Annotated in this window: 21 protein-coding genes; 14 read left to right on the top strand and 7 right to left on the bottom strand. The window is 63.4% G+C overall.

All coding sequences use genetic code 11. The features are described 5' to 3' along the window. Positions 1–37 precede the first annotated feature (37 nt). The 4 genes from FG13_RS05710 to FG13_RS05695 are packed head-to-tail and all read left to right on the top strand — an operon-like array spanning position 38 to position 4,880. A complete protein-coding gene (locus FG13_RS05710; protein ID WP_035819223.1) occupies positions 38–1,432 on the top strand; it encodes a class I SAM-dependent methyltransferase in 1,395 nt (464 codons plus the stop codon). After that, positions 1,432–2,775 carry a sensor histidine kinase gene (locus FG13_RS05705; RefSeq protein ID WP_035819219.1) on the top strand — a complete coding sequence of 448 codons (1,344 nt, stop codon included), beginning with the start codon at positions 1,432–1,434 and terminating at the stop codon, positions 2,773–2,775. Before FG13_RS05710 ends, FG13_RS05705 begins: the two co-directional genes overlap by 1 nt. Position 2,776: 1 nt before the next feature. Then, positions 2,777–3,874 carry a hybrid sensor histidine kinase/response regulator gene (locus FG13_RS05700; RefSeq protein ID WP_035819216.1) on the top strand — a complete coding sequence of 366 codons (1,098 nt, stop codon included), beginning with the start codon at positions 2,777–2,779 and terminating at the stop codon, positions 3,872–3,874. Next, positions 3,867–4,880, top strand: coding sequence for a response regulator (locus FG13_RS05695; RefSeq protein WP_051958603.1), 1,014 nt, complete (start codon positions 3,867–3,869; stop codon positions 4,878–4,880). The genes FG13_RS05700 and FG13_RS05695 overlap by 8 nt, the downstream gene beginning before the upstream one ends. A gap of 58 nt (positions 4,881–4,938) precedes the next feature. On the opposite strand, the gene FG13_RS05690 is transcribed toward FG13_RS05695, so the two are convergent. Beyond that, complete coding sequence (locus FG13_RS05690; protein ID WP_035819207.1) at positions 4,939–5,466, bottom strand: SRPBCC family protein; 528 nt, start codon at positions 5,464–5,466, stop codon at positions 4,939–4,941. A 204-nt stretch (positions 5,467–5,670) separates the two neighbouring features. Here FG13_RS05690 and FG13_RS05685 point away from each other — a divergent pair, with 204 nt between their 5' ends. Next, positions 5,671–6,456 (top strand): DNA/RNA non-specific endonuclease, encoded by a 786-nt coding sequence (locus FG13_RS05685; protein WP_035819204.1) that lies wholly within the window; start codon positions 5,671–5,673, stop codon positions 6,454–6,456. A 24-nt stretch (positions 6,457–6,480) separates the two neighbouring features. Next, positions 6,481–6,735, top strand: coding sequence for a hypothetical protein (locus FG13_RS05680; RefSeq protein ID WP_035819202.1), 255 nt, complete (start codon positions 6,481–6,483; stop codon positions 6,733–6,735). A gap of 15 nt (positions 6,736–6,750) precedes the next feature. Here the strand turns inward: FG13_RS05680 and FG13_RS28780 are convergent, their stop codons facing one another. The 6 genes from FG13_RS28780 to FG13_RS05650 form a co-directional block, all read right to left on the bottom strand. Next, the gene (locus FG13_RS28780; protein WP_051958601.1) at positions 6,751–9,087 is read right to left on the bottom strand and encodes a M28 family metallopeptidase; all 2,337 of its coding nucleotides are present in this window, start codon (positions 9,085–9,087) and stop codon (positions 6,751–6,753) included. A 185-nt stretch (positions 9,088–9,272) separates the two neighbouring features. Further along, positions 9,273–12,149, bottom strand: coding sequence for a M16 family metallopeptidase (locus FG13_RS05670; RefSeq protein ID WP_152598692.1), 2,877 nt, complete (start codon positions 12,147–12,149; stop codon positions 9,273–9,275). A 76-nt stretch (positions 12,150–12,225) separates the two neighbouring features. Next, positions 12,226–12,558, bottom strand: a complete 333-nt coding sequence (locus tag FG13_RS05665) for a type II toxin-antitoxin system RelE/ParE family toxin (RefSeq protein ID WP_035819198.1) — start codon at positions 12,556–12,558, stop codon at positions 12,226–12,228. 1 nt (position 12,559) lies between these two features. Further along, the gene (locus tag FG13_RS05660) at positions 12,560–12,847 is read right to left on the bottom strand and encodes a type II toxin-antitoxin system Phd/YefM family antitoxin (RefSeq protein ID WP_035819195.1); all 288 of its coding nucleotides are present in this window, start codon (positions 12,845–12,847) and stop codon (positions 12,560–12,562) included. An 81-nt stretch (positions 12,848–12,928) separates the two neighbouring features. Then, positions 12,929–13,927: a sensor domain-containing diguanylate cyclase gene (locus FG13_RS05655; protein ID WP_051958595.1), complete on the bottom strand. Its 999-nt coding sequence runs from the start codon at positions 13,925–13,927 to the stop codon at positions 12,929–12,931. A gap of 89 nt (positions 13,928–14,016) precedes the next feature. After that, on the bottom strand, positions 14,017–14,922 hold the full coding sequence (locus FG13_RS05650; protein ID WP_051958593.1) for a sensor histidine kinase: 906 nt from the start codon (positions 14,920–14,922) through the stop codon (positions 14,017–14,019). 286 nt (positions 14,923–15,208) lie between these two features. Here FG13_RS05650 and queE point away from each other — a divergent pair, with 286 nt between their 5' ends. From queE to FG13_RS05610, 8 genes are all read left to right on the top strand, one after another. After that, on the top strand, positions 15,209–15,844 hold the full coding sequence (gene queE / locus FG13_RS05645) for a 7-carboxy-7-deazaguanine synthase (RefSeq protein WP_035819193.1): 636 nt from the start codon (positions 15,209–15,211) through the stop codon (positions 15,842–15,844). Positions 15,845–15,866: 22 nt separating this feature from the next. Then, the gene (gene queD, locus FG13_RS05640) at positions 15,867–16,313 is read left to right on the top strand and encodes a 6-carboxytetrahydropterin synthase QueD (RefSeq protein ID WP_035819191.1); all 447 of its coding nucleotides are present in this window, start codon (positions 15,867–15,869) and stop codon (positions 16,311–16,313) included. Continuing rightward, positions 16,306–16,818, top strand: coding sequence for a tRNA adenosine(34) deaminase TadA (gene tadA / locus FG13_RS05635; protein ID WP_035819189.1), 513 nt, complete (start codon positions 16,306–16,308; stop codon positions 16,816–16,818). The genes queD and tadA overlap by 8 nt, the downstream gene beginning before the upstream one ends. Before the next feature lie 210 nt (positions 16,819–17,028). Continuing rightward, complete coding sequence (locus FG13_RS05630; RefSeq protein WP_035819186.1) at positions 17,029–19,386, top strand: TonB-dependent hemoglobin/transferrin/lactoferrin family receptor; 2,358 nt, start codon at positions 17,029–17,031, stop codon at positions 19,384–19,386. A gap of 63 nt (positions 19,387–19,449) precedes the next feature. Further along, entirely contained in the window at positions 19,450–20,604 is a 1,155-nt protein-coding gene (locus FG13_RS05625; protein WP_035819184.1) for a hemin-degrading factor, read from the top strand. Between the two features lie 163 nt (positions 20,605–20,767). Then, positions 20,768–21,685, top strand: a complete 918-nt coding sequence (locus FG13_RS05620) for an alpha/beta fold hydrolase (RefSeq protein ID WP_035819182.1) — start codon at positions 20,768–20,770, stop codon at positions 21,683–21,685. Between the two features lie 43 nt (positions 21,686–21,728). Beyond that, positions 21,729–22,646 (top strand): muramoyltetrapeptide carboxypeptidase, encoded by a 918-nt coding sequence (ldcA, locus tag FG13_RS05615; protein ID WP_035819180.1) that lies wholly within the window; start codon positions 21,729–21,731, stop codon positions 22,644–22,646. A 47-nt stretch (positions 22,647–22,693) separates the two neighbouring features. Next, complete coding sequence (locus FG13_RS05610; protein WP_051958591.1) at positions 22,694–23,848, top strand: DUF418 domain-containing protein; 1,155 nt, start codon at positions 22,694–22,696, stop codon at positions 23,846–23,848. Position 23,849 lies beyond the last annotated feature (1 nt).

Below are 23,849 nucleotides of genomic sequence, written 5' to 3'. Positions count from 1 at the left end.
GTGCGCCGGGAACCGGGCAACTTGATAATGCTCAATCGTGTATTCACAATCGCAGATCGATCCAGTCGTCAGTTTCCGCAACACCCAGGGTGAGGCGGTGCGCGGCACGATTTTCAACTTGCAGCGCAATTCGCTGGTCATGGAAATCTACAATCCATACTCGATTGTGCAGGTCAGCGAGGTGCTCAATGACGTGACGGTGCGCATGGGGGCGAAAAACGCCTACGTGGGCAAGGCCGTCGTCATCAGCAGCGTCAACACGGGCCTGACCGCCATCGTTTCCGTGACCTTGATCGACGAGTGGCGCGAGCTGAGCGACGTGGTCGTCGTCAAGGGCGCCGTATTGAAAGAGTCCAGCGCCTTTGTCGCCGGTTGGGGCGAACGCTTCCGCATCCGCCGCGATTACCAGATCGTCGTCAATGAAATGCGCGCTTTTTTGTCGGAAGTGTCGCGCTGGGTCGAGCAGGTCGACTTGTCCGACTCGCTGCCGAAGGAAAACGGCCGCCTGCGCCCCGACATCTTCGATGAACTGGCCCTGCCGCTGATGGAGCAGACCCAGCTGTACCTGCGCCAGCTCGAGGTGGAAGCGTCGCTCGTCGAGGAAGAGCGGGCGCCGGCCCACCGCGCCTTCGCCCAAGCCGCGCTGCACCCCTTGATCCTGCGCGCACCGTTCGTCTTCCGCACGTTTACCAAGCCGCTCGGCTATGCGGGCGACTACCAGATGGTCAACCAGCTGCTCGACGATCCACGGCAAGGGCCGAGCACCTATTTTCAGATCGTCAATGCGGCCTTCCTGCAGGCGGCCGTGGCCACGGCGCACCGCAACCGCATCGATATCCTGACGGAATTCCTGTCGCAAAAGGCGGCCGCGGCGCGTGCGGCAGGGCGTGTGTATAAAGTGCTCAACGTGGGCTGCGGCCCGGCCATTGAAGTGCAGCGTTTCCTGGAAACGTGCCCGGACGCGCAGTGGCTGGCCTTCGAGCTGGTCGACTTCAGCAGCGAGACCCTGGACTGGACGCGTGCGCGGTTGACCACCATCATGCAGCGCACGGGAAGAGTGGTCGAGATCGATTATGTGCACGACTCCGTGCACAACCTGCTCAAGCGCCGCCATGGCTCGGGCGTCACGGGCTTGCCCGGCAGTTTCGACGCCGTGTATTGCGCCGGCCTGTTCGATTACCTGTCCGACAAGGTCTGTGCGCGCTTGCTGATGCACTTCGCCTCGCGCGTGGGGCCGGGCGGACGTTTGCTCGTCACCAACGTGCACGCGAACAATCCGGGCAAGTTCGGCATGGAGCATTTGCTCGAGTGGCATTTGATCTATCGCAATGAAGAGGGCCTGTCGGCCTTGCTGCCCGAGCACGCGACGGATCCGCTGATCTATGTCGATCCCACGGGCGTGAATGTGTTCGCGGAAGTGAGCATTCCTTGATGGACACTCCAGGCCTGCACGCTGGCTACACGGCCGTTTTGCGCGACTTCCGCCTGGAATTCAGCCGTGGCGGGGCCTACACGGGCATCGTGCTGATCCTGCTGGGCATGGGCCTCGATTCTGCCCTGTATCCGGACAAGCAATCGGCGTTCACCAGCGCGCGCATTCTTGTGTCGGTGCTGATTTTTTGCGTCGTGCTGGCCATGCGCACGCGCTGGGCGCAAGACCGCATCCAGGGGCTGACTTTTGTCTGGCTGATCCTGCCGCAAATCATGATCGCCTGGATGATCGCCGTCACGGAAGGCGCCACCTCGATCTATTATGTGGGCATGACCCTGGCCATCTATTCGTCGGGCATCGTGCTGGCTTTCGGGCTGTGGCAAAACATGGTCTTCGGCGCCATCTCCTGCCTGCTGTACGTGGCTGCCTGCGCCTGGCATGCGGGCGGCTTCGATCTGCCGGGGACGTTTGTCGTCAACTGTCTGTTCCTCATCATGTCGGCCAGCATCAGCGCCGTGTTTACCTATTTCAATGAGCGCGCCCGCTTCATGCTGTTCCAGCTGAAGGCGGAAGTGGCGCAAAAGAATACGCAGCTGGAAGAAACGAATAAGAGCCTGGCCGATATCAAGGGGCAGATGCTGCAGCAGGAGAAAATGGCGGCCATCGGCACCCTGGCTGCCGGCATGCTGCATGAAGTCAATAATCCCGTGAATTTCTGCATGATGGCCATCGAGGTGGCCATCGAAGACCCGGCCGCCAAGCAAAGCGCGCTGGTCAGCGAATGCCTGGCTGACGCCAAGCAAGGCATGCTGCGCGTGCAGCACATCGTGTCCGACTTGAAAACCTTTGCCTATCGCAAGAGCGGCAACCAGCTGGAGACGGGACACTTCCAGTTTCGCAGCGCGCTCGACGCGGCCATCCGCCTGGTGGGCCATGAAACGAAAAATGTCAGCATCAGCCACGACTTGCCGGTCGACACCCTGGTGCGCGGCGACGAGGCGGCCATCGTGGGCGTGCTGATCAACTTGCTGGGCAATGCCGTGCTGTCCATGCGCAAGGGCAATGCGCCGCCGTTCGAGATCCGCATCATGGCCCACTGGGATGACAACCGCCTGCGCATCAGCGTGCGCGACAATGGCCCCGGCATCGCGCCGGAAAACCTGGCGCGCGTGTTCGAACCGTTCTTCACCACGCGCGAAGTGGGGCAGGGCCTGGGCCTGGGCCTGAGCATCAGCTATGGCGTGATCGAGCGCCACGGTGGCACTCTCAGCGCCGAAAGCGAGCTGGGCGTGTGGGCCAGCATGAATTTCGACTTGCAGCGCTCCGATTGGGAGGGCCGCTAGCATGGACAGCGATAGCCGCGCCAGTGTGCTGTACGTGGACGACGAAGCGCTTGCCTGCAAGTATTTCGAGCGCGCCGTCGGTCCCCGCTATCGGGTGTTGACGGCGCAGAGCGTCGATGCGGCGCTCGCTCTGCTGCAGGACGAGGCTGGCCAGATCGACGTGCTCGTCACCGATTACCGCATGCCGGACCGGCTGGGCAGCGAGCTGCTGCAGGAAGTGGCGCAGCGCTATCCGCACATCGTCTGCATGCTGGTGACCGCGTATGCGGACAAGGATGTCCTGCTCGAACTGATCAACGGCGGCTCGCTGTTCCGCCTGCTGGAAAAGCCGCTCGACCTGGCCGCCATGCAAACGGCGCTGGAACTGGCCGTGCAGACGGGACGCGAGCGCGCCGCGCGCCGCCAGGGCCTGGTGGCGATGGAAGAATCGCTGGCCTTCCTTGCGCATGAATTGAACACGCCGCTGGCGGCCATCGCCAATTTTGCGCGCGGCATCGCGCGCCGCGCGCAGGCGGATTCCGCACCGCAGGCCGAGATCGGCGAAGCGGCCGCCTTGATGCACGACAATGCGCGTTATTGCCTGTCCGTGCTGGCCAGCTTTATCGACACGGTGCGCCTGGCCAGCGCCGGGCCCGGCATGCAGGGTGGCCGCCGCGCCGGCAGCGCGCGCCAGTTGCTGGACGCCTTGCTCGACAGCTATCCCTTGAGCGCGGCACAGCGCGCCGCCATCACGGTCGACATGGGCGACGATTTCTCCATCGCCGAGTCGCCCAATTGCGTCGCCCTGATTTTATCGTCCGTGCTGGCAAATGCCTTGCGTTCGGCCGGCGAGCAAGCCCATCCGGCGATCGGCATCCGCATCGACGCCGGCCGCATCACGGTGCGCGACAACGGCGCCGGCATTGCCCCCGAGATCGTCGAACAGCTGTTGATCGACCCCGTCAGTGCCAGCGGCGGCGAAGGCAAGGGCTGGGGCATGGTGTTTTGCCACCGCATGATGCAGTCGTTCGGCGGCAACCTCGATATCGCCACCGAGTTTGGCACTTCCACCACGGTAACCCTGAATTTTCCAGTACATATAAGGAACGAGCATGATTGACGCCAATCTGCGTTTGCCGGCTCAGCGTGAGTCGGCGCAAGGCTTGCCGACGATACTCTATGTCGATGACGAGGCCAACGCCCTCAAATACTTCCAGCGCGCCATCGCGCCGCTGGCCGACGTGCTGACGGCTACCTCGGTCGAGGAGGGCAAGCGCATCCTCGACGAGCAAGCCGACCGCATCGCCGTGCTGGTGTCGGACCAGCGCATGCCCGGCGCCTACGGCAACGAATTGCTGTCGTATTGCTGGGACCGGCATCCGCACATCGTGCGCATTTTGACCACCGCGTATTCCGAGCTGGAGCACACGGTGGAAGCCGTCAACCAGGGACAGATCCACCGCTACATCCAGAAGCCGTGGGATATCGCGGCCCTGCGCATGGAACTCAAGCAGGCACTGGAACTGGCGCGCTTGCGCAACGAGCACGCCCAGTTGCTGCGCGAAAAGCTGATGGTGCGCCAGCGCCAAGCCGTCGCCAACCGCATCGGCACCCTGTACGCCCTGTGCGCCAGCCTGGCCGGTCCGGAACAGCAGTTGCCGGTGGAAGCGTATTTGTCGGCGGCCCTGACGGCCGGGGTCACGCCGCCCGAGCCGGACTGGCTGTTGATGGACTATGCCGACCTGGTCAGCTCGGAAGCCTTCCGCGGCACGGCGTTTGCCGCCGCCGTGCGCCAGCAGCTCGACACGCTCGAGCGCGAGCATCCGGGGCGCGGCGTGGAGCATGTGATCGACATGCTGCTGCCCGTGGTGGGCGCGGCGCTGCAAAACCAGGGCGGCACGGCGCTGTTTCTCGACGGCCGGCTGCTGACGGAATTCCTGGAAACGCCGACCACGGCGCCTGTCTCGGCCCTGCACTCGTTCTGGCTGGCTACCTTGCTGTGGCTGGCGCGGCGCGGCTGGTCCTTGCAGCTGAGCAAGACGGAACTGGGTTTGCAAGGCAAGATGGTGCAGGCTGAACCGGCACTCACGCCGGACCACCTGGCGGCCTGGATCGAGCAGTTCTGACCGGGTGTCAAGTAAAACAGGGCCGCGCGGGCCCTGTGTCTCGTGGCGGTGAGCGGGCTTAGCGCTCCGACGCCGCCTTCAGGCTGTTCAAGCCTTTTTCAAAGTCCTTGCCGATCATGGTATCCATGCTGACGAAGACCGTCATGACCTTGCTGACGTAAGGGCTGGGGCCTGTCATGGTCCAGTTCACCCTGGTGCTGTCGCCTTCTGGTGTCATGGTAAAGGTGGTGGTGTTGTGGCTTTCGAACGGTTTCAGGAAGTCGAGCTTGATGACGGTGCGTTCGGGCTGGGCCGCTTCCGTGATTTCCATGCGGCCGGCGCCCACCTTGTCATTGCCTTGCCATGCATATTGCGCGCCCAGGCCGTTGGCCGGACCCGTAAACGTGCGGCGCATGGCCGGATCGAGTTTTTCCCACGGCGACCAGGCGGCCCAGTAATGGAAGTCCGTGATCAGGGCGGCGATTTTCTCGGGCGGGGCCTTGATGGTGATTTCGCGCTGGACACTGAAGGTGTCGGGTTTGGTGGTGGCATAGCCGAGGATGGCGGCGACGACGACAACGATCAGCAGCAGGGTTTTTTTGATCATATGCTCTCCAAATCTTGAATGGTCGATGCGAACGAATCAAGGCAATCTTAGCAGATATGAATGGCTGTGCGCGGCCTGTTGGCCTTTATTTGCGCCAGCGCGTGGCAGGGCCGCATGCGGCCTTGCACAGGGGCGCACGGCAGGATTGTGGTAGGGCGCCCGTGTCCGCTAGAATGCTGGCCTGCAAAGATTTCAGAGGGAAATATGATTCAACGATCGATCGCCAGGCTGACTCTGGCGTGCGGCTTGCTGGCGTCCGCCTTTGCCGCGAACCTGGCGCATGCCGATGCCTGTCCCGCCCATTACGTCGATGGCCGCAAGCCGGAAATCACCAACCCCAAGCTGGACGTGGCAACCAAGGAACTGTGCTACAACGTGTTTGGCGTGATGCACTCGGGGATTACGCGCACGCCGCTGTGGTCGGCTGAGCACTTGACGGCGAACAACCTCGAAGCGGCGCAGGATTTGTCGCGCGAAAATTCCTTCCATGCCGAACGCAAGCTGCCCGCCGCCCAGCGCGCGGAACTGGCCGACTATGCGCGCAGCGGCTTCGACCGTGGCCACATGGCGCCCAACGGCGACATGCCGGATCGCCAGAGCCAGCGCGACAGCTTTACCCTGGCCAACATGGTGCCGCAGGATGCGCGCAACAACCGCTATGTATGGGCCGGCATCGAGGGCGCCGTGCGCAAGATGGCGAAGAAAGAGGGCGATCTGTACGTGATCACGGGACCGGCTTTTATTGGTGGCAACCTGCGCAAGGTGAGAAGAGTTATCGTGCCCAGCCATTTGTACAAGGCCGTGTACAGCCCGCGCCAGCGCGCCGGCGCCGCCTACTTCATAGAAAACGTCGATACCAAGACGTATGAGGTGCTGAGCATTGCGCAACTGGAAGACAGGATAGGCATCGATCTGTTACCGTCGCTGACGCGCCAGCAAAAACTGCGCATGCTGAGTTTGCCCAAGATCAATAGCAAGTCCAGGAAATAACAAGACCGTTGAAAAGGAAATACCATGTGCGCAAAGAAATTCGTCCCGTATGCCAATGAAAGCGATGTGCTGGAGATTGGCAACCTGAGCATCGAAAACCGCATCGACCGCATCAGCATCAGTGGCGACATCGACCTGACCCTGGACAAGCCGGGCCTGGCTCTGGCGAAACAGCTGCAAAAACTGCTGGCCGACGTGGTGGCCCAGCTGGAAAAGCAGGAATTGCCCGACCAGCTGCCGCCGCCCGAGGTGACGTCGGTGGCCAATCCCTTCGAGTGACGCTGGCGGGAAGGTCTACTGTGCCGCTTTGGCGGCGCGATAATAGCTTTTCCTGCTGATCGCTTCCGGCGCGTTCGCCACTGCATACGCGCTCAAGGCGATGGCGATGGCCGAGTATTGCTGCGCCGCGCTGAAAGGCTGCACCTTGTCATACGTGTCGAGCAGCGTGTGATGCACGCGCGCATAGTCGAAATCGCCGAGCACGGTAAATTTCGGCGTCGGCACGCCATGCAGGCTGAAGACGGCGTCATCGCTGCCGGCCCGCGCGTTCATTGCCTTGCTGGCATCGCGCGGCACGTCATTGATGCTGGCGGCGAAGCCAAACACGGGGTGGATGTCTTGCAGCGCCCGTTCGACCCGGCCAAACACGGGTTGCCAGGCCGTGGGAATCGCGATGCCGTCGATGGCGCCGGGCCGGCCATCGCGGTTGAGCATCATGACGATATTCTTCAATTCACCCGCATGCCGCTCGGCGAACGCGAACGATCCCTTGCGGCCGATTTCCTCCGCGCCGAAGGCGACAAACATGATGGTGCGGCGCGGCTTCGCTTCGGATAACGCCAGCAGGCGCATCGCTTCGAGCATGGTGGACACGCCGCCGCCATTGTCGGCCGCGCCCGTGCCGCCATCGTAGCTGTCGAGGTGGGCGCCGATCAGCACGATTTCCTCGGGCTTGTCCGTGCCGGGAATGCGGGCCACGACGTTGTGATACGTCACAGGGCCAGGATAGAACCAGTTGCGGATGTCAAACTCTAGGGTGACGGCTTCGCCGCGCGCCAGTCGCTGGCGCATGTCCGTGTACTGTGGCGCGGCCAGCTTGATGTCGGGCAAAGTCGGCAGGGCCGCCCAGGTGGCGGGCGCGGCGCTGGCGGCATACAGCGGTTCCTCGCCGGACTGGATGGTGCCGAGGGCGCCAGCGGCCATCAGCACTTGCGTGATGGCCCTGGGCTGGTGGATGGTGCTGCCATCGCGCCCGCCGCCACCGTTTTCGCCGCCCGTCAGCACCCATTTGCCCTTGAATTGCGCGGCGCGCTGGCGCGCCTCTTCCACGGTAGACGGACCCACGATGGCCAGTCCCTGCTGCACGCCACGCGTGCCGGCCGTGTAGGCGGGTGTCGCCAGGCGCAGGGGCTGCGCCTGGGGCGCCAGCATCCTGCCCGACCAGGGACCGCGGTTGAAGCCGACGGGCATCTGGCCCGCTTCTTCCAGCTCGGCTTGCACGCCCCATTGCCGCAGTTGCATGCGTGCCCATTGCGCCGCATGCGTGTAGGCATCGCTGCCGGCCATGCGGCCGCCAAAGCGGTTGCTGAGGATGTCGAGCCACTCCATCGCGCGCGGCTCGCTGGTGCCCAGCGCCACAATCCGGCGCGCCGTGGCGTCGTCCGATGGCGATGATGCAGGCTGGATGACGGCATCCCTGCCGGACAGCGCGGCCAGGAAGGCGGGCAGCCTGTCTTGCTGGCGCGCCGCCAGCGCCGCATCCAGCTTGGCGGAACGGCGCCGCTTATCCTGGCGCAGCAGTGTTTCATAGGCGCCCAGCACGCCCTGCATCCCCGCCAGGTCGCTGGCGTCTTGCTGCCCGGCCTGCTCCGGGTGTTCGATCTGGAAAGCCATCACGCTGGCCAGGTATTGAAACACCAGCGTTTCGCGGATAGTCGCCTGGCTGGCGATGGAGAGCCAGCTTTCCAGCGCACTGGCCGGTAGCGTGAAGTCGGGAATTGCCTCGATCCATTCTGTTAGCCAGGCGCCGTCGCGCCGTTGCACGGCCAGGGGATCGCGCTGCGCCTGTGTTGCCATCCGCAGCACGCGCACGCGCTCGGCCGGCGTGGAAGGACCGCGCGCGCCGCCATTGGCCACGGGCGGCGCGGCCAGCAGCGCCGGCGGCACATAGCGTTCCTGCAGCCGCGTGCCGCTCACGGGCTTGGGTTCGTTCTCATCGGTTTCGACCAGGCGTTCGCCGCTCAGCACGTCGCCCTTGGCTTGCAAGGTCCAGCGTATCGTCACCTCGGTGCTGACCTCCTTGCCGTTGCGCCCAGTGCTGACGCGCTTGCCGCCGTGCCGGAAGATGGTGCCGGCGGGGCCGGCCGTGCCATGCACCGTGCGCGGCGGCGTAAGCTGGCCCCGTTCGTCGAGCCACGCGATCGTCGCGCGCAAGCCGCCTGGCTCTTCGCTAATGTCGAGTATGCCCGTGTCGATCAGGTCGGCCTCGACGCCATTCGTCGTGGTCGTGCCCGTCGCAGTCTGGAATTGCCACTGTCCGGCGAGGGAGGGAGCCTGGGCGTACAGGGCGCCCGGCAGGGCTGCAGCGGCGAGGACGCAGGTGGCGTAAAGGCGGGGAGGGAACAGGTGCATGGATATCCTTGTCGTGGTTTTCGCTCGGGAAGAGTCGAAAAACAGTATGCGGATAAGCAGATTGCCAAGATGCCACTTTCCGACCAAGGCCGGGATTGGCAGACTGAAGGCGGGTTTGGCCGGGCCAAAGAACAGATCAACCCCATCCGGCAAGCTGCGTCGGACGAGGTTGATCTGGCACAAACTTACTTGGCGAAGGCCTGCGCCGCCGGCGTCACGGTGACGGCGGACGGCTGGATGTTCAGCTTCATCGCGCCGATGACCTTGTCTTCATCGAGCAGGGCCTGCGGCTTGTTGCCGTCGTACTTGATGGGAGAAAACGCGTCACTGACGAGCTTTTCCTTCAAGCCGGCCCCATCCTTGGCAACGATCACCACGGACAGGTTTTTCGCCGACAGATGCTGCTTGATGGCGCGGTTGACGTCTTGTACCGTCAGCTTCGACAAGCCGTCACGCATCAGCTTGGTAAATTCCGGCGTGCCATACCATTGCGAATCGAGCGCATAACCGAGTTGCTGGTCCTGCGTCGACGTCATGACGAAGACGTTCTTCATCAGGTAGTCGCGCGTGGTGGCGAAGTCATCCTGCGTCAAGCCGTTGTCGATGAGCTTGCCCAGTTCCGTCAGGGCCACGCGCAGCGCGAAGTGGGCGTTGTCCGGCGCCACGGGGCGGATCCAGATTTCGAACAGCTGCGCCTTGCGGCCCAGGTTCGGGTTCGGGAAGAACTGATACATGCCGCGCGGGAAGGCCTCGATGTACGCGTAATCGCCATAGTTCATGCCGCGCAGCTCACGGATGCGCTGGTACAGATAGGAATTCGAGGCGCGGTGCTCGCCCAGCCACGTTTTCGCCAGCCACAGGGCGGGGAAGTCCGGGTGGGTGCGCGTCACGTCGAGCGGCAGGCCGAAGGAAATCGCCGTGGCGCGCGTGTTTTTCTCGATGATTTCCACTTCGAGGCCGTTTGCCTTGCGGCCCGCGGGTTTCACCGTGGCCGGCAAGCCGGGGCCGGCCGGCAAGCTTGCCAGCGCCTGCGTCAGCGACGCCGTCATGGCGTCGGAGACGTCGCCGGAAATGCCCACCTTGACGGCGCCTTGCGCATACGCGCTCTTCCAGAACTGTTTTACATCATCGAGGGTGATGGCGTCGATGCCGGCAAGCGTGCCCAGCACAGGGTGGCCGTACGGTGTGCCCGCGTACACATTGGTTTGCAGGCGTTCCTTGGCGAATTCTTCTTCGTTATTGTCCTTCAGGTCCAGCAGCAATGCATTCTTTTGCGCATCTTTCAGGCGGCGGAAGTCGTCTTCGCGGAAACCCGGCGAGAGCAGCAGCGGCAGGGCGATGGCGTTGAACTGCGTCCAGTTATCCCGGTGGATGGAGCCCGTAAACGTCGTCATTTCCTTGTCCGTCTGCTGGCTGAAACTGCCGGCCAGCGGGAACAGGGCTTGGTTGACTTCGTCGATCTTGCGCTCGGACGAACCACCGGACGCCACCATGGCGGCCGTCAGCGCGGCCAGGCCTTCCTTGCCTTGCGGATCTTGCGCGGAACCGGCCGTAAACAGCAGCTTGTAGCGGATCTGCGGCAGCGCGGATTTTTGCACGAGTACGTCGAACTTCGCGGTCGAGACGGCCGGCAGCAGGCTGGCCAGTTTAGGCGTGGTGGCGATGGCGGCCGCCATCGGCTGGTGCGACAGGGTCGTCACCACCAGGCCCTCATCCGTCAGGTATTTGCGCGCGGCTGCCTGCAGGTCGGCTGGCGTGAGCGTATCGATCAGGCGGTAGTACTGGTTGATGGTGGCGTACGAGCGGTCAAAATGCACGAACGACGCCAGGGTGCCGGCGATTTGCTCCGTGTTGTCGAGCGAGCGTATCAAACCGTATTTTTCGGCCGACTTGGCGTCCGCCAGGTCTTTTTCGCTCACTGGCGTATCGCGCAACTGGGCCACGGTTTTCAGGATGGCGTCGCGCACATAGACGGCGTCATCGATGTTTTTCACGCGCGCGCCCAGCACGGCCAGGGTCGGGTCGACCCGGTCCGGCGTCATCTCGAACAATTGGTCGACCTTTTGCTCGTTTTGCACCAGGCGTTTATACAGCGGCGAGGTGCGGCCGAACGACAGCGACAGCAAGGTTGCCAGCGCGGCCTGGTCCTTGTCCTTCACGGAAAACGCGGGCGCGTGGAAGCCCACGGCCACCCACGGCAAGGTCGGGGTGGGCCAGGCCACGTGCTTGTAGACGGGGCCGCGCGGCGCGGGTTCCACGGGCACGGCCGCCTGCTGCTTGCCACGCTGCCAGGCGCTCCAGTATTTTTCCACCAGCGCGATGGCTTGCTGCGGCTCCACGTCGCCGGCGATGATGATGGTGGTGCGCTCGGGACGGTACCAGCGGTCGAAGAAAATCTTCGAGTACGCGTACTGGTTCGGCATGTCTTCGATGTCCTGGATAAAACCCATCGTCGTGTGCTTGTAGGTATGCGTCGTATAGGCACTGTCGCGCATCACTTCGAACAGTTTCGAGACGGGATTGGCGCTGTTCTTGTTGTATTCGCCCAGCACGGCCCGCGATTCCGTCTTGAACGCGTCTTCCGCATAGTCGAGGTGCTGGAAGCGGTCCGCCTCCACCTTCAGCACGGTTTCCAGGTCTTGCTTGGCAAACGTCGTGTGGTAATTCGTCAGGTCGTCGCTCGTGTACGCGTTCTGGCGCGCGCCGGCGCGGGTGATGACTTCCTGGTATTTTTCAGGCGGATAGGCCTTGGTGCCGCGGAACATCATGTGCTCGAAGAAGTGGGCAAAGCCGGACTTGCCCGGCTCGACTTCATTGCGCGAGCCCGTCTGCACGGGAATTTGCAGCGAGACCAGGTTGGGGAAACCGGTCGGCACGATGATGATTTTTAATCCATTGGCCAGGGTCTTTTCCGTGGCCTTGAACGGCAGCAGATCGGCCTTGCTGGCGGCAGCGGTGTTGGCGGCGGCCGGCTTGACGGGCGCGGCGCCCAGGTTCGACGCGGCCATGGCCGACAGGGCCAGGGCGAAAGCGGGTAATAAAACGGGCATGATTCTTGACACGGGGGCTCCTTCTTTTCTTGGAATGTGGAAAGTGCAACGCCGCAGCATAGAATATTCACGCCGCCCTGCATAGGGGCTAAAAGTCGGGCCGCAGGATGCGTGTCGTCAGATGGCTGAGAAAATCGCGCCGGACCGGCAGGAACATGCGGATATACACGATGCCGTGCGCACGGTCGTGGTGGTAGATCACGCGGATCTCCTCGCACAGGCGTTGCCGCACATCCATGCCGACTTCGCGGGCGGCCTCGACGGGCGTGCCGCTGTCGGGAAAGGCTTTCAGATCAGCGAATAATTGCCGGAAAGCGGCGCTGAACTGCGCCTGGGCGGCGGCCGTATGGCGCGCCTTGAAGTCGCTGCGCAGCGCATTGAAATCGGCTTGCGCGCTGTTCAGCACGACGATGCGCGCCATCTCAAGCCTGGTCTAGGCTGGACAGGAAGTCTTCTTCGGACACCACGTCGCCGCGCGCGATTTCCTGGTTGCCCATGGCGATCAATTTCATGAACGCATGCTGTTCCTGCATCTGCCGCGCTTGCCGCTTGCCTTCCTGGTAGGCGTGCATGGACAGCACGACCATCTTCGCCTCGCCATTTTGCGTGATGATGATGGGCTCATCCTGGCCAGCGTCAAAGCCGTTGACGATTTCCGTCGTATTGGCCTTGAGATAGGAGATCGGCTTGATGCGTTCCTTGAGGTTCATGGCGGCTCCGAATGAGATAAACTGCGACACGACCAAATATACACCAAATTTGGTCGTGTTACTTGGACGCGTATTTGCTGCTTACGTCAGCGTCGTTTCCGGCAGGCTGATGCGGTTGCGGCCCAGGTGCTTGGCGCGGTACAGGGCGCAGTCGGCCGTGTGTATCAATTGCCCCAGTTCCGTGCCGGGGCCCGGCAGGGCCGTGGCGGCGCCGATGCTGACGGTGACGCAGGCACTGGCACTGGCGCCATCGGCGCGCTTGCGCGGAAGTTGCAGCCGCTCCACGCGCTGGCGGATGCGTTCGGCCACGATGGCCGCGCCCTTGAGCGACTGGTTCGGCAGGATGACGGCAAATTCTTCACCGCCGTAGCGGGCCACCAGGTCGTTCGTGCGCATTTCGCTGGCCACGGCGCCGGCCACCTTGCGCAGGCACAGGTCGCCGCCCTGGTGGCCGTGGTTATCGTTATATTCCTTGAAATTGTCGACATCGACCATCAGCAGCGACAGGGGCTGGCCTTGCCGCTGGGCGCGCTGCCATTCGGCCAGGATGGTGTCGTCGAAGCAGCGCCGGTTGGCCAGGCCCGTCAGGCCGTCGCGCGTGGCCAGGCGCTCCAGTTCCACGTGCGCGCGCTTTTCATCCGTCATGTCGCGCAGGGTTTCGACGACCGCGATCAGTTCGCCGTGATTGCCATATATGGGGCTGGCATCGACGGCCAGGTAGCGCCGCCGTCCCGTGCGCGGCATGTCGCACCAGTTTTCCGCGCACAGATTGCTGCCCGTGCTGCTGCGGTATTGCTGCTGTGCATGCAGCGCGCGCATGTCGCCGCCGCGCCCGGCCAGCAGCAGGTCGGCGAGGGTGGGGCGCTCGTCGTTGTAGAAGCAGCGGCCCGGCTCGCGCGTGCGCAGCACTTCGGCCGCCGGCACGCCCGTCAGCTGCTCGCAGGCGCGGTTCCAGATCATCACCTGGCCATGCACGTCGAGGACAAAGGTGGGCACCACCAGCAATTCCATCATCTTGACGGCGAAACCCTGGGCTGCATCGCAGGGCGCAGCGCTGGCCTGTGCATGGCTATCCGGCATGTAAACATCCTTCTTGGGGTGAATGGGGCTGGCTCGCTGGCCATGATGCAGCGCAGCGAGACGGGAGATGTTGATATTGAGCAATATTTTCAGCGATGCGCCATCGCTTCATCGTGGCAGCCTGGCAGGGGCAGCGACACGCGCAAGGTGGTGCCGGCGCCGCTGAGGCTTTCGATGTGCAGGCTGCCGCCGGCGGCGGCCACGCGCTCATGCATGCCGGACAGGCCGCAACCGAGGCGCGGTGGCGAACCCGACAGCCCGACGCCGTCGTCGCTGATGCGGCATGCCAGGGTGGCGCCCGTTTGTTGCAGGCTCAGCTGGACATGCGTGGCGCGCGCATGGCGGGCGATGTTCGCCAGCGCTTCCTGCAGCGCGTGGTACAGCAGGGGGCCATGCGCGTTGCCGGCGGCGGCGTCGAGTTGGTAATCGCAGTTGCAATCGATACCTGTGGTGCGCCTGAAGTCCGCCAGCAAGCCGTCGCACGCCGCCTGCAGGCCTGCGTCGAGGGCGGGCGGGCGCAGGTCGTGGATGACGCAGCGCAGCGCCGCGATGCTGAGGTCGACATTGCGCGCCATCACGGCCAGTTGCCGCGCCAGCAAGGGCGCCGCGTCATGCGTGCTGGTCTGCAGCATGGCCAGGTCGAATTTCAGGGTCAGCAGATGCTGGCCCAGGTCGTCGTGGATGTCGCGCCCGATGCGCAGGCGTTCCTGTGCGCGCGCCTTGTTTTGCTCAGCGGCCAGGCGCGCCTGTTCGGCGTCCGCACGCAACTGTTCCAGCGCCTGCAGGCGCAGCGCCAGGCGACGCTGGCGCCACAGCAGCAGCGCCAGCGCAGCGAGCAGGATGGCGCAGGCCAGCATCAAAGGGCCGGGCCTGCCATCCAGCGGGCGCGGCCCGGCGGCGTGGCCGGCGTGCAGGGAAGCGACTGCGATGGCCGCCAGGCTGGCCAGGAGGCTCAGGCGGTACGGCGGACGTATCCAGCGTTGCAGCATGTCCATGCTCCCCAAAAATGTTTTCCATCAGGCAATGTTATTACAGAAAATATATTAACTTGGGGCTATTTATATTGTCTAAACGCAAAAGCTGCGCAGTTATGCCCGCCAGTGTGGCTTTCTGGTCCGCTGGATGCCGCAGCGGCAGGTGGCGGGCACGGCATTTGCACGGGAAGTGTCGTGGCGGCATATAATAGAGGGTTGTCAATCGGCTTTTGCGGTGACGGCGCGGTGCGCCGGCCCCGATGCGTTCGCCCTGCGCGATGACGCCAGCCAGCTCTTAGGAAATACAGTGACTTATAGCATCAAAGAGATTTTTTACACCCTGCAGGGCGAAGGCGCGCACGCGGGCCGTCCGGCCGTGTTTTGCCGCTTTTCCGGCTGCAACCTGTGGACGGGCCGCGAAAGCGACCGCGCCACGGCCGTGTGCCAGTTCTGCGACACGGATTTCGTCGGTACCGACGGCGAACTGGGCGGCAAGTTCAAGACGCCGCAGGAACTGGCCGCGCTGATCGACAGCCTGTGGCCGGCCAGCTATGCGCCCAGCAAATACGTGGTGTTTACGGGCGGCGAACCGCTGCTGCAACTCGACACGGCCCTGATCGCCGCCATGCACGCGGTGGGCTTTACCATCGCCATCGAAACCAACGGCACCTTGCCCGTGCCGGCCGGCGTGGACTGGATCTGCGTCAGCCCGAAGATGGGTTCGACACTGGTCGTACACAAGGGTAACGAAATCAAGGTGGTTATTCCCCAGTTCCAGCAAGACCTGGCCGCCTACGAACAACTGGATTTCGAGAACTTCTTCGTGCAGGCGATGGATGGCCCCCTGGCCGCGCACAACATGAAGCTGGCCATCGAGACGTGCAAAAGCAACCCGAAGTGGAAGCTGAGCCTGCAAACCCACAAACTCCTGCAAATTCCTTAAATAATAGTATTAATACAATAACATGCTGACTATCACACGCAAGCTCGAATTCGACGCGGGCCACCGCATTCCCGATCACAAAAGCCAGTGCCGCAACCTGCACGGCCACCGCTACACGGTGGAAATCACCCTGGTCGGCAAGGTCATCGAAGCGGAAGGCAATTCCGACAATGGCATGATCATGGACTTTTCCGACGTGAAAACCCTGGCCAAGCAGCACCTGGTCGACGTCTGGGACCACGCCTTCCTCGTCTACGAAAAAGACACGGCCGTGCGCGACTTCCTGGCCAGCCTGCCCGACCATAAAACCGTCGTCATCGACCGCATCCCGACCGTGGAAAACCTGGCGCGCATCGCCTTCGAGATCCTGAAAGCGGCATTTACCGACCATTTCGGCACCGGCTTGCACCTGCATAAGCTGGTGCTGCATGAAACGCCGAATTGCTGGGCAGAAGTGACCGATGACTGAAACGCACGCTGGCGCGCAGGACGCGCGCTATATGCAGCTGGCCCTGGAGCAGGCCCAGCACGCATGGGACCTGGGTGAAGTGCCCGTGGGCGCCGTCGTCGTCAAGGATGGCGAAGTCATCGCCGTCGGCTACAACCAGCCCATCGGCCGCCACGACCCCACGGCGCACGCGGAAGTGATGGCCTTGCGCGCGGCCGCTGAAAAGCTGGGCAACTACCGCTTGCCGGGCTGCGAGCTGTACGTGACCCTGGAGCCGTGCGTGATGTGCTCGGGCGCCATGCTGCATGCGCGCCTGGCGCGCGTGGTGTACGGCGCGGGCGACCCGAAGACGGGCGCCTGCGGTTCCGTGCTGAACCTGTTCGAGCAGCCGGCCCTGAATCACCAGACGGCGATACAGGGCGGTGTGCTGGCGGACGAGTGCGGCGCTTTCCTCAAGCGTTTTTTTGCCGAGCGCCGCCGCGCGCAGGCGGAAGCGCGCAAGCTGGCCAATCCGCCGGCCTGCTAGCCAGGTCTTGCCAGCCATGTCAGCCATTGCGGCTGGCATTTTTTATAACTGTTGCGAAATAACATCTGTATAGACCACTTTGCCATTCTCAAATGAGAATGATTCGTGTTACAGTATTGTTTTCGCCAGCAAACTTTCCTTATGCATCGTTAACACTTTCGTTATCGATCCGGGTTCAAGAGCCAGCCTCCACTCTTAAACCGGATCATCATGACTACAGTGCTTCTGCAGCGCTCCGCTGCGCCCGTCGTATCTCCCGTTCCTGCCCGCCGCCATAACCTGGTGCTGCGCGCCGCCTTGCTGGGCCTGTTCGCCGCGCCGCTGCTGCCTGCCATGGCGCAAACGGCCGCCATCAACGCGGGCACGGCCGCCCAGGAACCGGCCAAGCTGCCTGTCTTCCCGGAAATCGTTGTCAATGCCAAGCAGGACTATGAGCGCCGCGCCGGCACCAGGACGGTCGTCACGGCGGATGACCTGGAGCGCCGCAATGTCACGGACATGGGCGGCATCGTGCGCTACCTGCCTTTGATTACCGCGCCAGCGGCGGCCTCGGGCAGCGGCAGCGTGTGGGATGGTTCTGGCAATACCGGTTACAACATCCGCGGCCTGGAAGGCAACCGGGTCAGCCTGGAGCTCGACGGCATTTCCCTGCCGGATGCGGCACCCAAGCCTGACGGCAACACCCTGAACGCCTTCGCCACGGTCCGTGATTATTTTGACCCGGAAACTTTCCGCGAAGTGCGCATCGATTCGGGCACGACGGCCGCCAGCGGCGCCAATCCCGGCCTGGGTGGTGGCGTGGCTTTCATTACCAAGTCGCCCGAGGATTACCTGGGCGAAGGGGTGGACCATTTCGTGGCATATAAATACGGCCGCGCGACCGCCGACCGCAGCAATGCGCACACCCTGACGGGCGCGGCCAAGATCGGCACCAATCTGCAAGGCCTGGCCGTGTATGTGCACCGCGATGGCGAGCAGCTTGACAGCCGCGGTAGCGCCACCGTCAACCCGGACGACTGGCATTCGAACGCCTTGCTGTCCAAGCTGGTGTGGGCCTTGCCGGGCGAACAAAAGCTGGACTTGACGGTCGATATGTTCGAGCGCAAGAACAAGCGCGATCTGCGCAACAAGGTCAGCACGTATTATCCGACAGGCGTGCAGCAGGATTCCACCACCAAGCGCACGCGCGTGAGCCTGGGCCACGACGTGGTACTGAAGGATTTCGCCCTGTTCGATCGCCTGACGTCGAAAGTGTATCTGCAGAATGCGAACACCGATGACAAGACGCAAGGCCGCTACACCTTTGGCAGCCCGGCGCAGCGTTCCATTGAAACGAGCTTCAAGAATGACAGCATCGGCGCCACGTCCGAAGCGTTCAAGCAGCTCAACGCCGACAACGCGCTGTTGTACGGCGTGCAGCTGGAACAGCTGAAAACCCGGCGTCCGTGGCGTGAAGACCGTCGCATCATCGCCACCGGCCAGCATCAGATCACCAACAAGAACCGCATGGCCGACATGGATACGAGCAAGCTGGCCCTGTATGTGCGCGATGACCTCAGCTTTGATCTTGCTGGCAAGAAAGCCGTGCTGACGCCTGGCTTGCGTGCCGATTACCGCAAGGACGCGCCGAAAAACCTGCAAGGCTATGCCATCGGCGTGCCGGGCGCGTCCAAAGAGGTGCGCAAGCAGAGCGACACGTATTTCACGCCCAGCCTGAGCCTGTCCGTGGAAGTCTTGCCACAAATGAATGCCTACGCCACCGTGACGCGCGGCACGCGCCTGCCGACGGCGGCCGAACGCACGGGCACCTATGATTCCATCAGCTATACGGGCACGGGCAGGGGTTATGCCGTGCTGGGCAATGCGAATCTGCGCAAGGAAACGAGCCAGGCCTATGAACTGGGCTTGAAGGGTGACGTCGTCAAGGGCTTGAGCATGCACGCCTCCGTCTACCAGACGGAATACAAAAACATGATCGAGTATGTGATGCAGGAAGATGACCCGGTCAACTATCCCACCATCACCCAGGGCCTGTTCCGTCCGGAAAACATCGGCAATGCCCGTACCTGGGGCGCCGAGCTGACCCTGCGCGCGGAACTGGGCGCCTGGGCGCCGGCCATGCAGGGCTACCACGTCGACCTGGCGACCGGTGTGGCCAAGGGCCGCTCCTTCAATACCCTGACGGGCGACAGCGGCGGCCTGGCCTCGGTGGCGCCGGCCAAGTCGGCCCTGACCTTTGGCTACGACCATGTGGGCGAACTGTTCGGCCTGGCCCTGACGGCCGTGCATGCGGGCGACAAACAGGCACCGAATGACTTGCTGATGGGCACGACCGCGCCCCGCTTCACCGTGCCGTCGTACACGGTCTTTGACTTGTCGACCTACTGGAACGTGCACAAGAACGCCAAGATCGTCGTCGGCGTGTACAACTTGACGGACCGCAAGTACTGGGATTACGCCGCCGCGCGCAGCCTGTCCGCCGGCACCACGGCCGCCAATCGCGCCGAGATCGAGCGCTATGCCAAGCCGGGCCGCAACGTCGCCGCCAGCCTCAGCGTCAATTTCTAAATTTTTTACCGGGGAGGGGTGCTTGCCCCTCTTTTTTTCCATGTTTGATTGAATGGTCTCTCTATGAAGTTATCCAAACTCGTTCTATCCCTGCTAGGCAGCCTGCTGATTGCAAACGCATACGCGGCCCCAGCCACCCTGGCGGAACGCTGGTCCACCTTGCGTACCGAGCAGCCGAAGTTGCAGATCCGCGACGCGGCGCGTGCGCTGGGTGTGTCCGAAGCGCAATTGCTGGCAACCAACATCGGCAAGGGCGTCACGCGCCTGCAGGCCGACGGCAACCAGCCGCGCGAAATCATGCGCGCCGCGCTGGACCTGGGCGTCGTGCAAGCGATCACGCGCAATGAAAACGGCGTCATCGAAACGACGGGCGTGGCCAGCAAGTTCAAGCAGGCGGGCGACAAGTCCGAGCAGGCCGACGCCAAGGACCCGGAAACGCAAGCGCGCCAGCGCAATATCGCCGGTGGCTACCTGGGCGGCCAGATCGACCTGCGTTTCCACTTTGAAAACTGGAAATATGCATTTGCTGTGGAGCAAGCGGGCCGCGACGGCAAGCCGACGCGCAGCCTGCAATTTTTTGATGCCAACGGCACGGCCGTGCACAAGATCTACCTGCGCAACGAGCCGGGCGTGGCCGTCTACGATAAATTGGTGGCGACCTTCCGCCTGCCGCAGCAAAGCGCGGAATTGAACGTGCTGGCCGTGGCGCCCAAGGCGGCAGAAAAGCCGGATGCCGAGATCGACGTCAAGGAATTCCAGCTGGCCTGGAAAGACATGACGGATGTGCACCAGTTCGCGCAAATCATGCGTGAATTCCACCTGACGCGCGAACAGGCCTTGCGCCTGGCGCCGGCCGGCGTGGTCGAGCGCGTGACGCCGCAAGCGCTGCGCACCCTGCTGGAAAACGCGGCGAAGGACAAGGTCGCCATCATGGTGTTCCTGGGTAACGAAGGTCTGACGCAGATCTACAGCGGCAAGATCGAAAAAATCATGGCCGCCGGCGGTTTCTTCAACGTGCTGGACCCGGACTTCAACCTGCACATCCGCGACACGGCCCTGCGCAGCGGCTGGGTCGTCAAGCGCGGCGGCGTCACTTCCGTCGAATTCTTCGACAACGACGGCACGCAAGTGGTCTCCTTCTTCGGCGTGCGCGAACGCGGCAAACCGCAGCCGCAAAGCTGGGTGGACCTGGCCGATTCCTTGCCTAAGGCAAAGTAAGCAGCACCGTTGTTCATCACAGTTGCCGCGCGCCGTACCGGCGCGGCAACACTTCAGTGTGGGTGCCGCGTGCCGGTCTCATGTCTGAAGCACAATAGTGGTATGCTGGTTGCAAGGCCGCAGCGATCGTGTCTGCGTGCTGGTTCCTGTAAGAGAGGCAATCATGGCAACCATCATGGCGAACGGCCTCAACATAGCTTATGAAAGCCACGGCGACCCTGACGATCCGTGCGTGCTGCTGGTCATGGGCCTGGGCATGCAACTGATCGCCTGGCCGGCGGACTTCGTCGAAGGCATCGTCGAGCAAGGCTTTCGGGTGCTGCGTTTCGACAACCGCGACAGCGGACTGTCGAGCAAGATGGCGCTGGCGGGCAAACCGTATCTGCCGCTGGCCTACGTGAAAAACCTGCTCGGCTGGCCCCTCAAAACTTCCTACACCCTCAATGACATGGCGGACGACGCGCTGGGCTTGCTGGCGGCCTTGCGCATTGCGCAGGCGCACGTGATCGGCGTGTCGATGGGCGGCATGATCGCGCAAGTGATGGCGGCGCGCGCGCCGCAGCAGGTGCTCAGCCTGACGTCCATCATGTCGAGCAGCGGCCGGCGCGGCTTGCCCGGCCCCACGCGGGCGGCGCGCAATGCGCTATTGCAACGTCCGAAACGCAATGCCAGCCGCGCCGAACTGATGGCGCACATGGCGGCCACCGTGCGCGTCATCGGCAGTCCCGCCTACCCGGTCTCGGAAAAATTGCTGTACCAGCGCATCGAAGCGGCGCTGCAGCGCGGCAGTTGCCCGGAAGGCGTGGCGCGGCAAATGGTGGCCATTGCCGCCTCGGGCGAGCGTACGGCCTTGTTGCCAAGCATCAGCTGTCCGGCGCTGGTGATCCATGGCGCGGACGACCCCTTGATCCCCGTCGCCTGCGGCATCGATACGGCGGCGCTGATTCCGGGCGCCCGGCTGGAAGTGATCGAAGGCATGGGACACGACATGCCGCCCCAACTGATCGAGCGTCTGCTCGCCTTGATCGATGTGCATCTGCAAGGTAAGATGGCGCCCCAGATGCGCTCCCAGCCAGCTTAAAAAGCTACTTGGCGCGCCGACCACTTTTGAAGGCACGGGCATTTTGAAGACACCTGAGATTGGCATCGCCATCGTGGCGCCGGGCGGTTGCGCGCCCGACGACGCGGCCGTGGCGCGCGGCATCGCCCGCTTGCAGGCGCAAGGCGCCACCGTCCACAATTACTACGACCCCGAGCACACCTTCCAGCGCTTCGGCGGCACGGATGCGGGCCGTTTGGCGCAGCTGAACGCGGCAGCGGCCGATCCGGACGTGCAAGTGGTGCTCGCCTTGCGCGGCAGCTACGGCATCAGCCGCATCCTGCCCGATATTGATTTCGACGGCATGGCGGACAGTGGCAAGCTGTTTGTCGGCTACAGCGATTTCACGGCCTTCCACATGGGCTTGATGGCGAAAACGGGCCGCGCCAGCTTTGCCGGCCCCATGCTCTGCGACGATTTTACGCGCGACGAACCCGAGCAATTTACACTGGATCAACTGTGGTCGTGCCTGGCAGGTCCCACGCACACGGTCACGGGCACGGCGGCGGGCAATCCGCAGGTCGAAGTCAGCGGCAAATTATGGGGCGGCAACCTGGCGATGCTCGTGCATCTGCTCGGTACGCCGTATTTCCCGGAAATCGATGGCGGCATTTTGTTTCTGGAAGACGTCAACGAACACCCGTACCGGGTCGAGCGCATGCTGCTGCAATTGCTGCACGCGGGCGTGATCGGGCGCCAGCAAGCGGTCGTGCTCGGTGATTTTTCCGCCTATAAATTGAGCCCCATGGATAACGGTTATGATTTCGACGCCATGCTGGCCTATGTGCGCCAGCGCCTGCCCGTGCCCGTGCTGACGGGGCTGGAATTTGGCCATATCCGCCGCCGCGTCACCTTGCCGTTCGGCGGCCACGCGCGCCTGCAGTCGGATGCGTCCGGCTTCAGCCTGCAGGTGACCGACTACCCGACCCTGGCGCGCCCCTGAACTCCCTGAACTCCCTGAACGCCAAGTCCACCAAGCCCGGCAGGCTGTTGCAGCTCGACGTGCTGCGCGGTCTTGCCGTGTTTGGCATCCTGCTGGTGAATATCTGGGGCTTTGCCTGGGGCACGATTTCCTTGCGCTACGGCACCTTGCCGGCGCAGCCGCCTGTGCTCGACCAGCTCGTCATTTTCGGGATTGCGGCGCTGGCGCAATTCAAGTTCTATCCCATCTTCGCGTTTTTGTTTGGCGCCGGTTTTGCCCTGCAGACACGTTCGCTGCAACGCCAGCTGGGCAGCTGGGAGCAGGCGCAAGCGGTCTACCGGCGCCGGCTGCGCTGGCTGCTCGTGTTTGGTCTGCTGCACGGTTTCCTCATCTGGAGCGGCGACGTGCTGACCTCGTATGCCGTGGCCGGCATGCTGATCCTGCCACTGGCATCCGCCAGGCTCAGCCGCATACGCAACCGCGCCTGGCTGGTCGCGGCCGGTTTTCTGCTGTTCATGTGCTTGCTCATTCCCGTGGGCCAGCAGGGTGGCGCGCCGGACATCGCGCGCGACCTGCAAGGCTTTGCGGAGCGTTACGCCATCTACACGCAAGGCAGCGTATGGGCCGTGGCCAGGCTGCGCGCCAACGATTTCCTCGTCTCCTTGCTGTACGCCACCGTCATGCTGCCGCACGTCATCGTGCTGTACTTGCTGGGCATCTTGTCCGTGCGTTGTGGCTGGTTGACGCAGCCGCGGCGCCACCAGCGCCTGTGGCGCCGCGTTTGCGCCGTAGGGCTGGGCCTGGGCTTGCCGTTCAACCTGCTGGCGGCCGGCGCCGTCGCGTGGCAGGTGGCCGATCCGTATCAGACCGTGTTCGATACGGCCCTGTTCGAAGTGGGCCTGTTCGCCGGCGGCCCCGTGCTGGCAGCTGGCTACGTGGCGGCATTGATGCTGGCCGGTCCCTTCATGCTGCGCTGGCTTGGGACATGGCTGGCGCCCGTGGGACGCATGGCGTTGAGCAACTATCTGCTGCAGTCGCTGATCGGCACGTGGCTGCTGCAGGGGCCGGGCCTGGGCTGGGGCGCCAGTTTGCGTCCGGCCGAGATGCTGGGCCTGGCCGTGCTGATCATGGCGGGGCAGGTGGTGCTAAGCCGTTACTGGCTGCGTTACTTTCGGCAAGGGCCGATGGAGGCGCTGTGGCGCCGGCTGGCGCGCTTGCCTTAAT

The sequence above is a fragment of the Janthinobacterium sp. RA13 genome (assembly GCF_000745325.1).
In the GTDB taxonomy this organism is placed as follows: Bacteria; Pseudomonadota; Gammaproteobacteria; order Burkholderiales; family Burkholderiaceae_D; genus Janthinobacterium; species Janthinobacterium rivuli.
The sequence above is the reverse complement of the archived record's forward strand: the minus strand, read 5'-3'. Positions and strand labels throughout refer to the sequence as shown.

What these genes read in the sequence shown, in the direction of transcription:
- FG13_RS05705 (WP_035819219.1), top strand. Translation starts at nt 1,432, where the DNA reads ATGGACACTCCAGGCCTGCACGCTGGCTACACGGCCGTTTTGCGCGAC.
- FG13_RS05680 (WP_035819202.1), top strand. Translation starts at nt 6,481, where the DNA reads ATGTGCGCAAAGAAATTCGTCCCGTATGCCAATGAAAGCGATGTGCTG.
- FG13_RS05620 (WP_035819182.1), top strand. Translation starts at nt 20,768, where the DNA reads ATGGCAACCATCATGGCGAACGGCCTCAACATAGCTTATGAAAGCCAC.
- FG13_RS05655 (WP_051958595.1), bottom strand. Translation starts at nt 13,927, where the DNA reads ATGCCGGATAGCCATGCACAGGCCAGCGCTGCGCCCTGCGATGCAGCC.
- FG13_RS05650 (WP_051958593.1), bottom strand. Translation starts at nt 14,922, where the DNA reads ATGGACATGCTGCAACGCTGGATACGTCCGCCGTACCGCCTGAGCCTC.
- FG13_RS05660 (WP_035819195.1), bottom strand. Translation starts at nt 12,847, where the DNA reads ATGAACCTCAAGGAACGCATCAAGCCGATCTCCTATCTCAAGGCCAAT.
- FG13_RS05630 (WP_035819186.1), top strand. Translation starts at nt 17,029, where the DNA reads ATGACTACAGTGCTTCTGCAGCGCTCCGCTGCGCCCGTCGTATCTCCC.
- FG13_RS05685 (WP_035819204.1), top strand. Translation starts at nt 5,671, where the DNA reads ATGATTCAACGATCGATCGCCAGGCTGACTCTGGCGTGCGGCTTGCTG.
- FG13_RS28780 (WP_051958601.1), bottom strand. Translation starts at nt 9,087, where the DNA reads ATGCACCTGTTCCCTCCCCGCCTTTACGCCACCTGCGTCCTCGCCGCT.
- FG13_RS05690 (WP_035819207.1), bottom strand. Translation starts at nt 5,466, where the DNA reads ATGATCAAAAAAACCCTGCTGCTGATCGTTGTCGTCGTCGCCGCCATC.
- FG13_RS05625 (WP_035819184.1), top strand. Translation starts at nt 19,450, where the DNA reads ATGAAGTTATCCAAACTCGTTCTATCCCTGCTAGGCAGCCTGCTGATT.
- FG13_RS05695 (WP_051958603.1), top strand. Translation starts at nt 3,867, where the DNA reads ATGATTGACGCCAATCTGCGTTTGCCGGCTCAGCGTGAGTCGGCGCAA.
- queD (WP_035819191.1), top strand. Translation starts at nt 15,867, where the DNA reads ATGCTGACTATCACACGCAAGCTCGAATTCGACGCGGGCCACCGCATT.
- tadA (WP_035819189.1), top strand. Translation starts at nt 16,306, where the DNA reads ATGACTGAAACGCACGCTGGCGCGCAGGACGCGCGCTATATGCAGCTG.
- FG13_RS05700 (WP_035819216.1), top strand. Translation starts at nt 2,777, where the DNA reads ATGGACAGCGATAGCCGCGCCAGTGTGCTGTACGTGGACGACGAAGCG.
- FG13_RS05665 (WP_035819198.1), bottom strand. Translation starts at nt 12,558, where the DNA reads ATGGCGCGCATCGTCGTGCTGAACAGCGCGCAAGCCGATTTCAATGCG.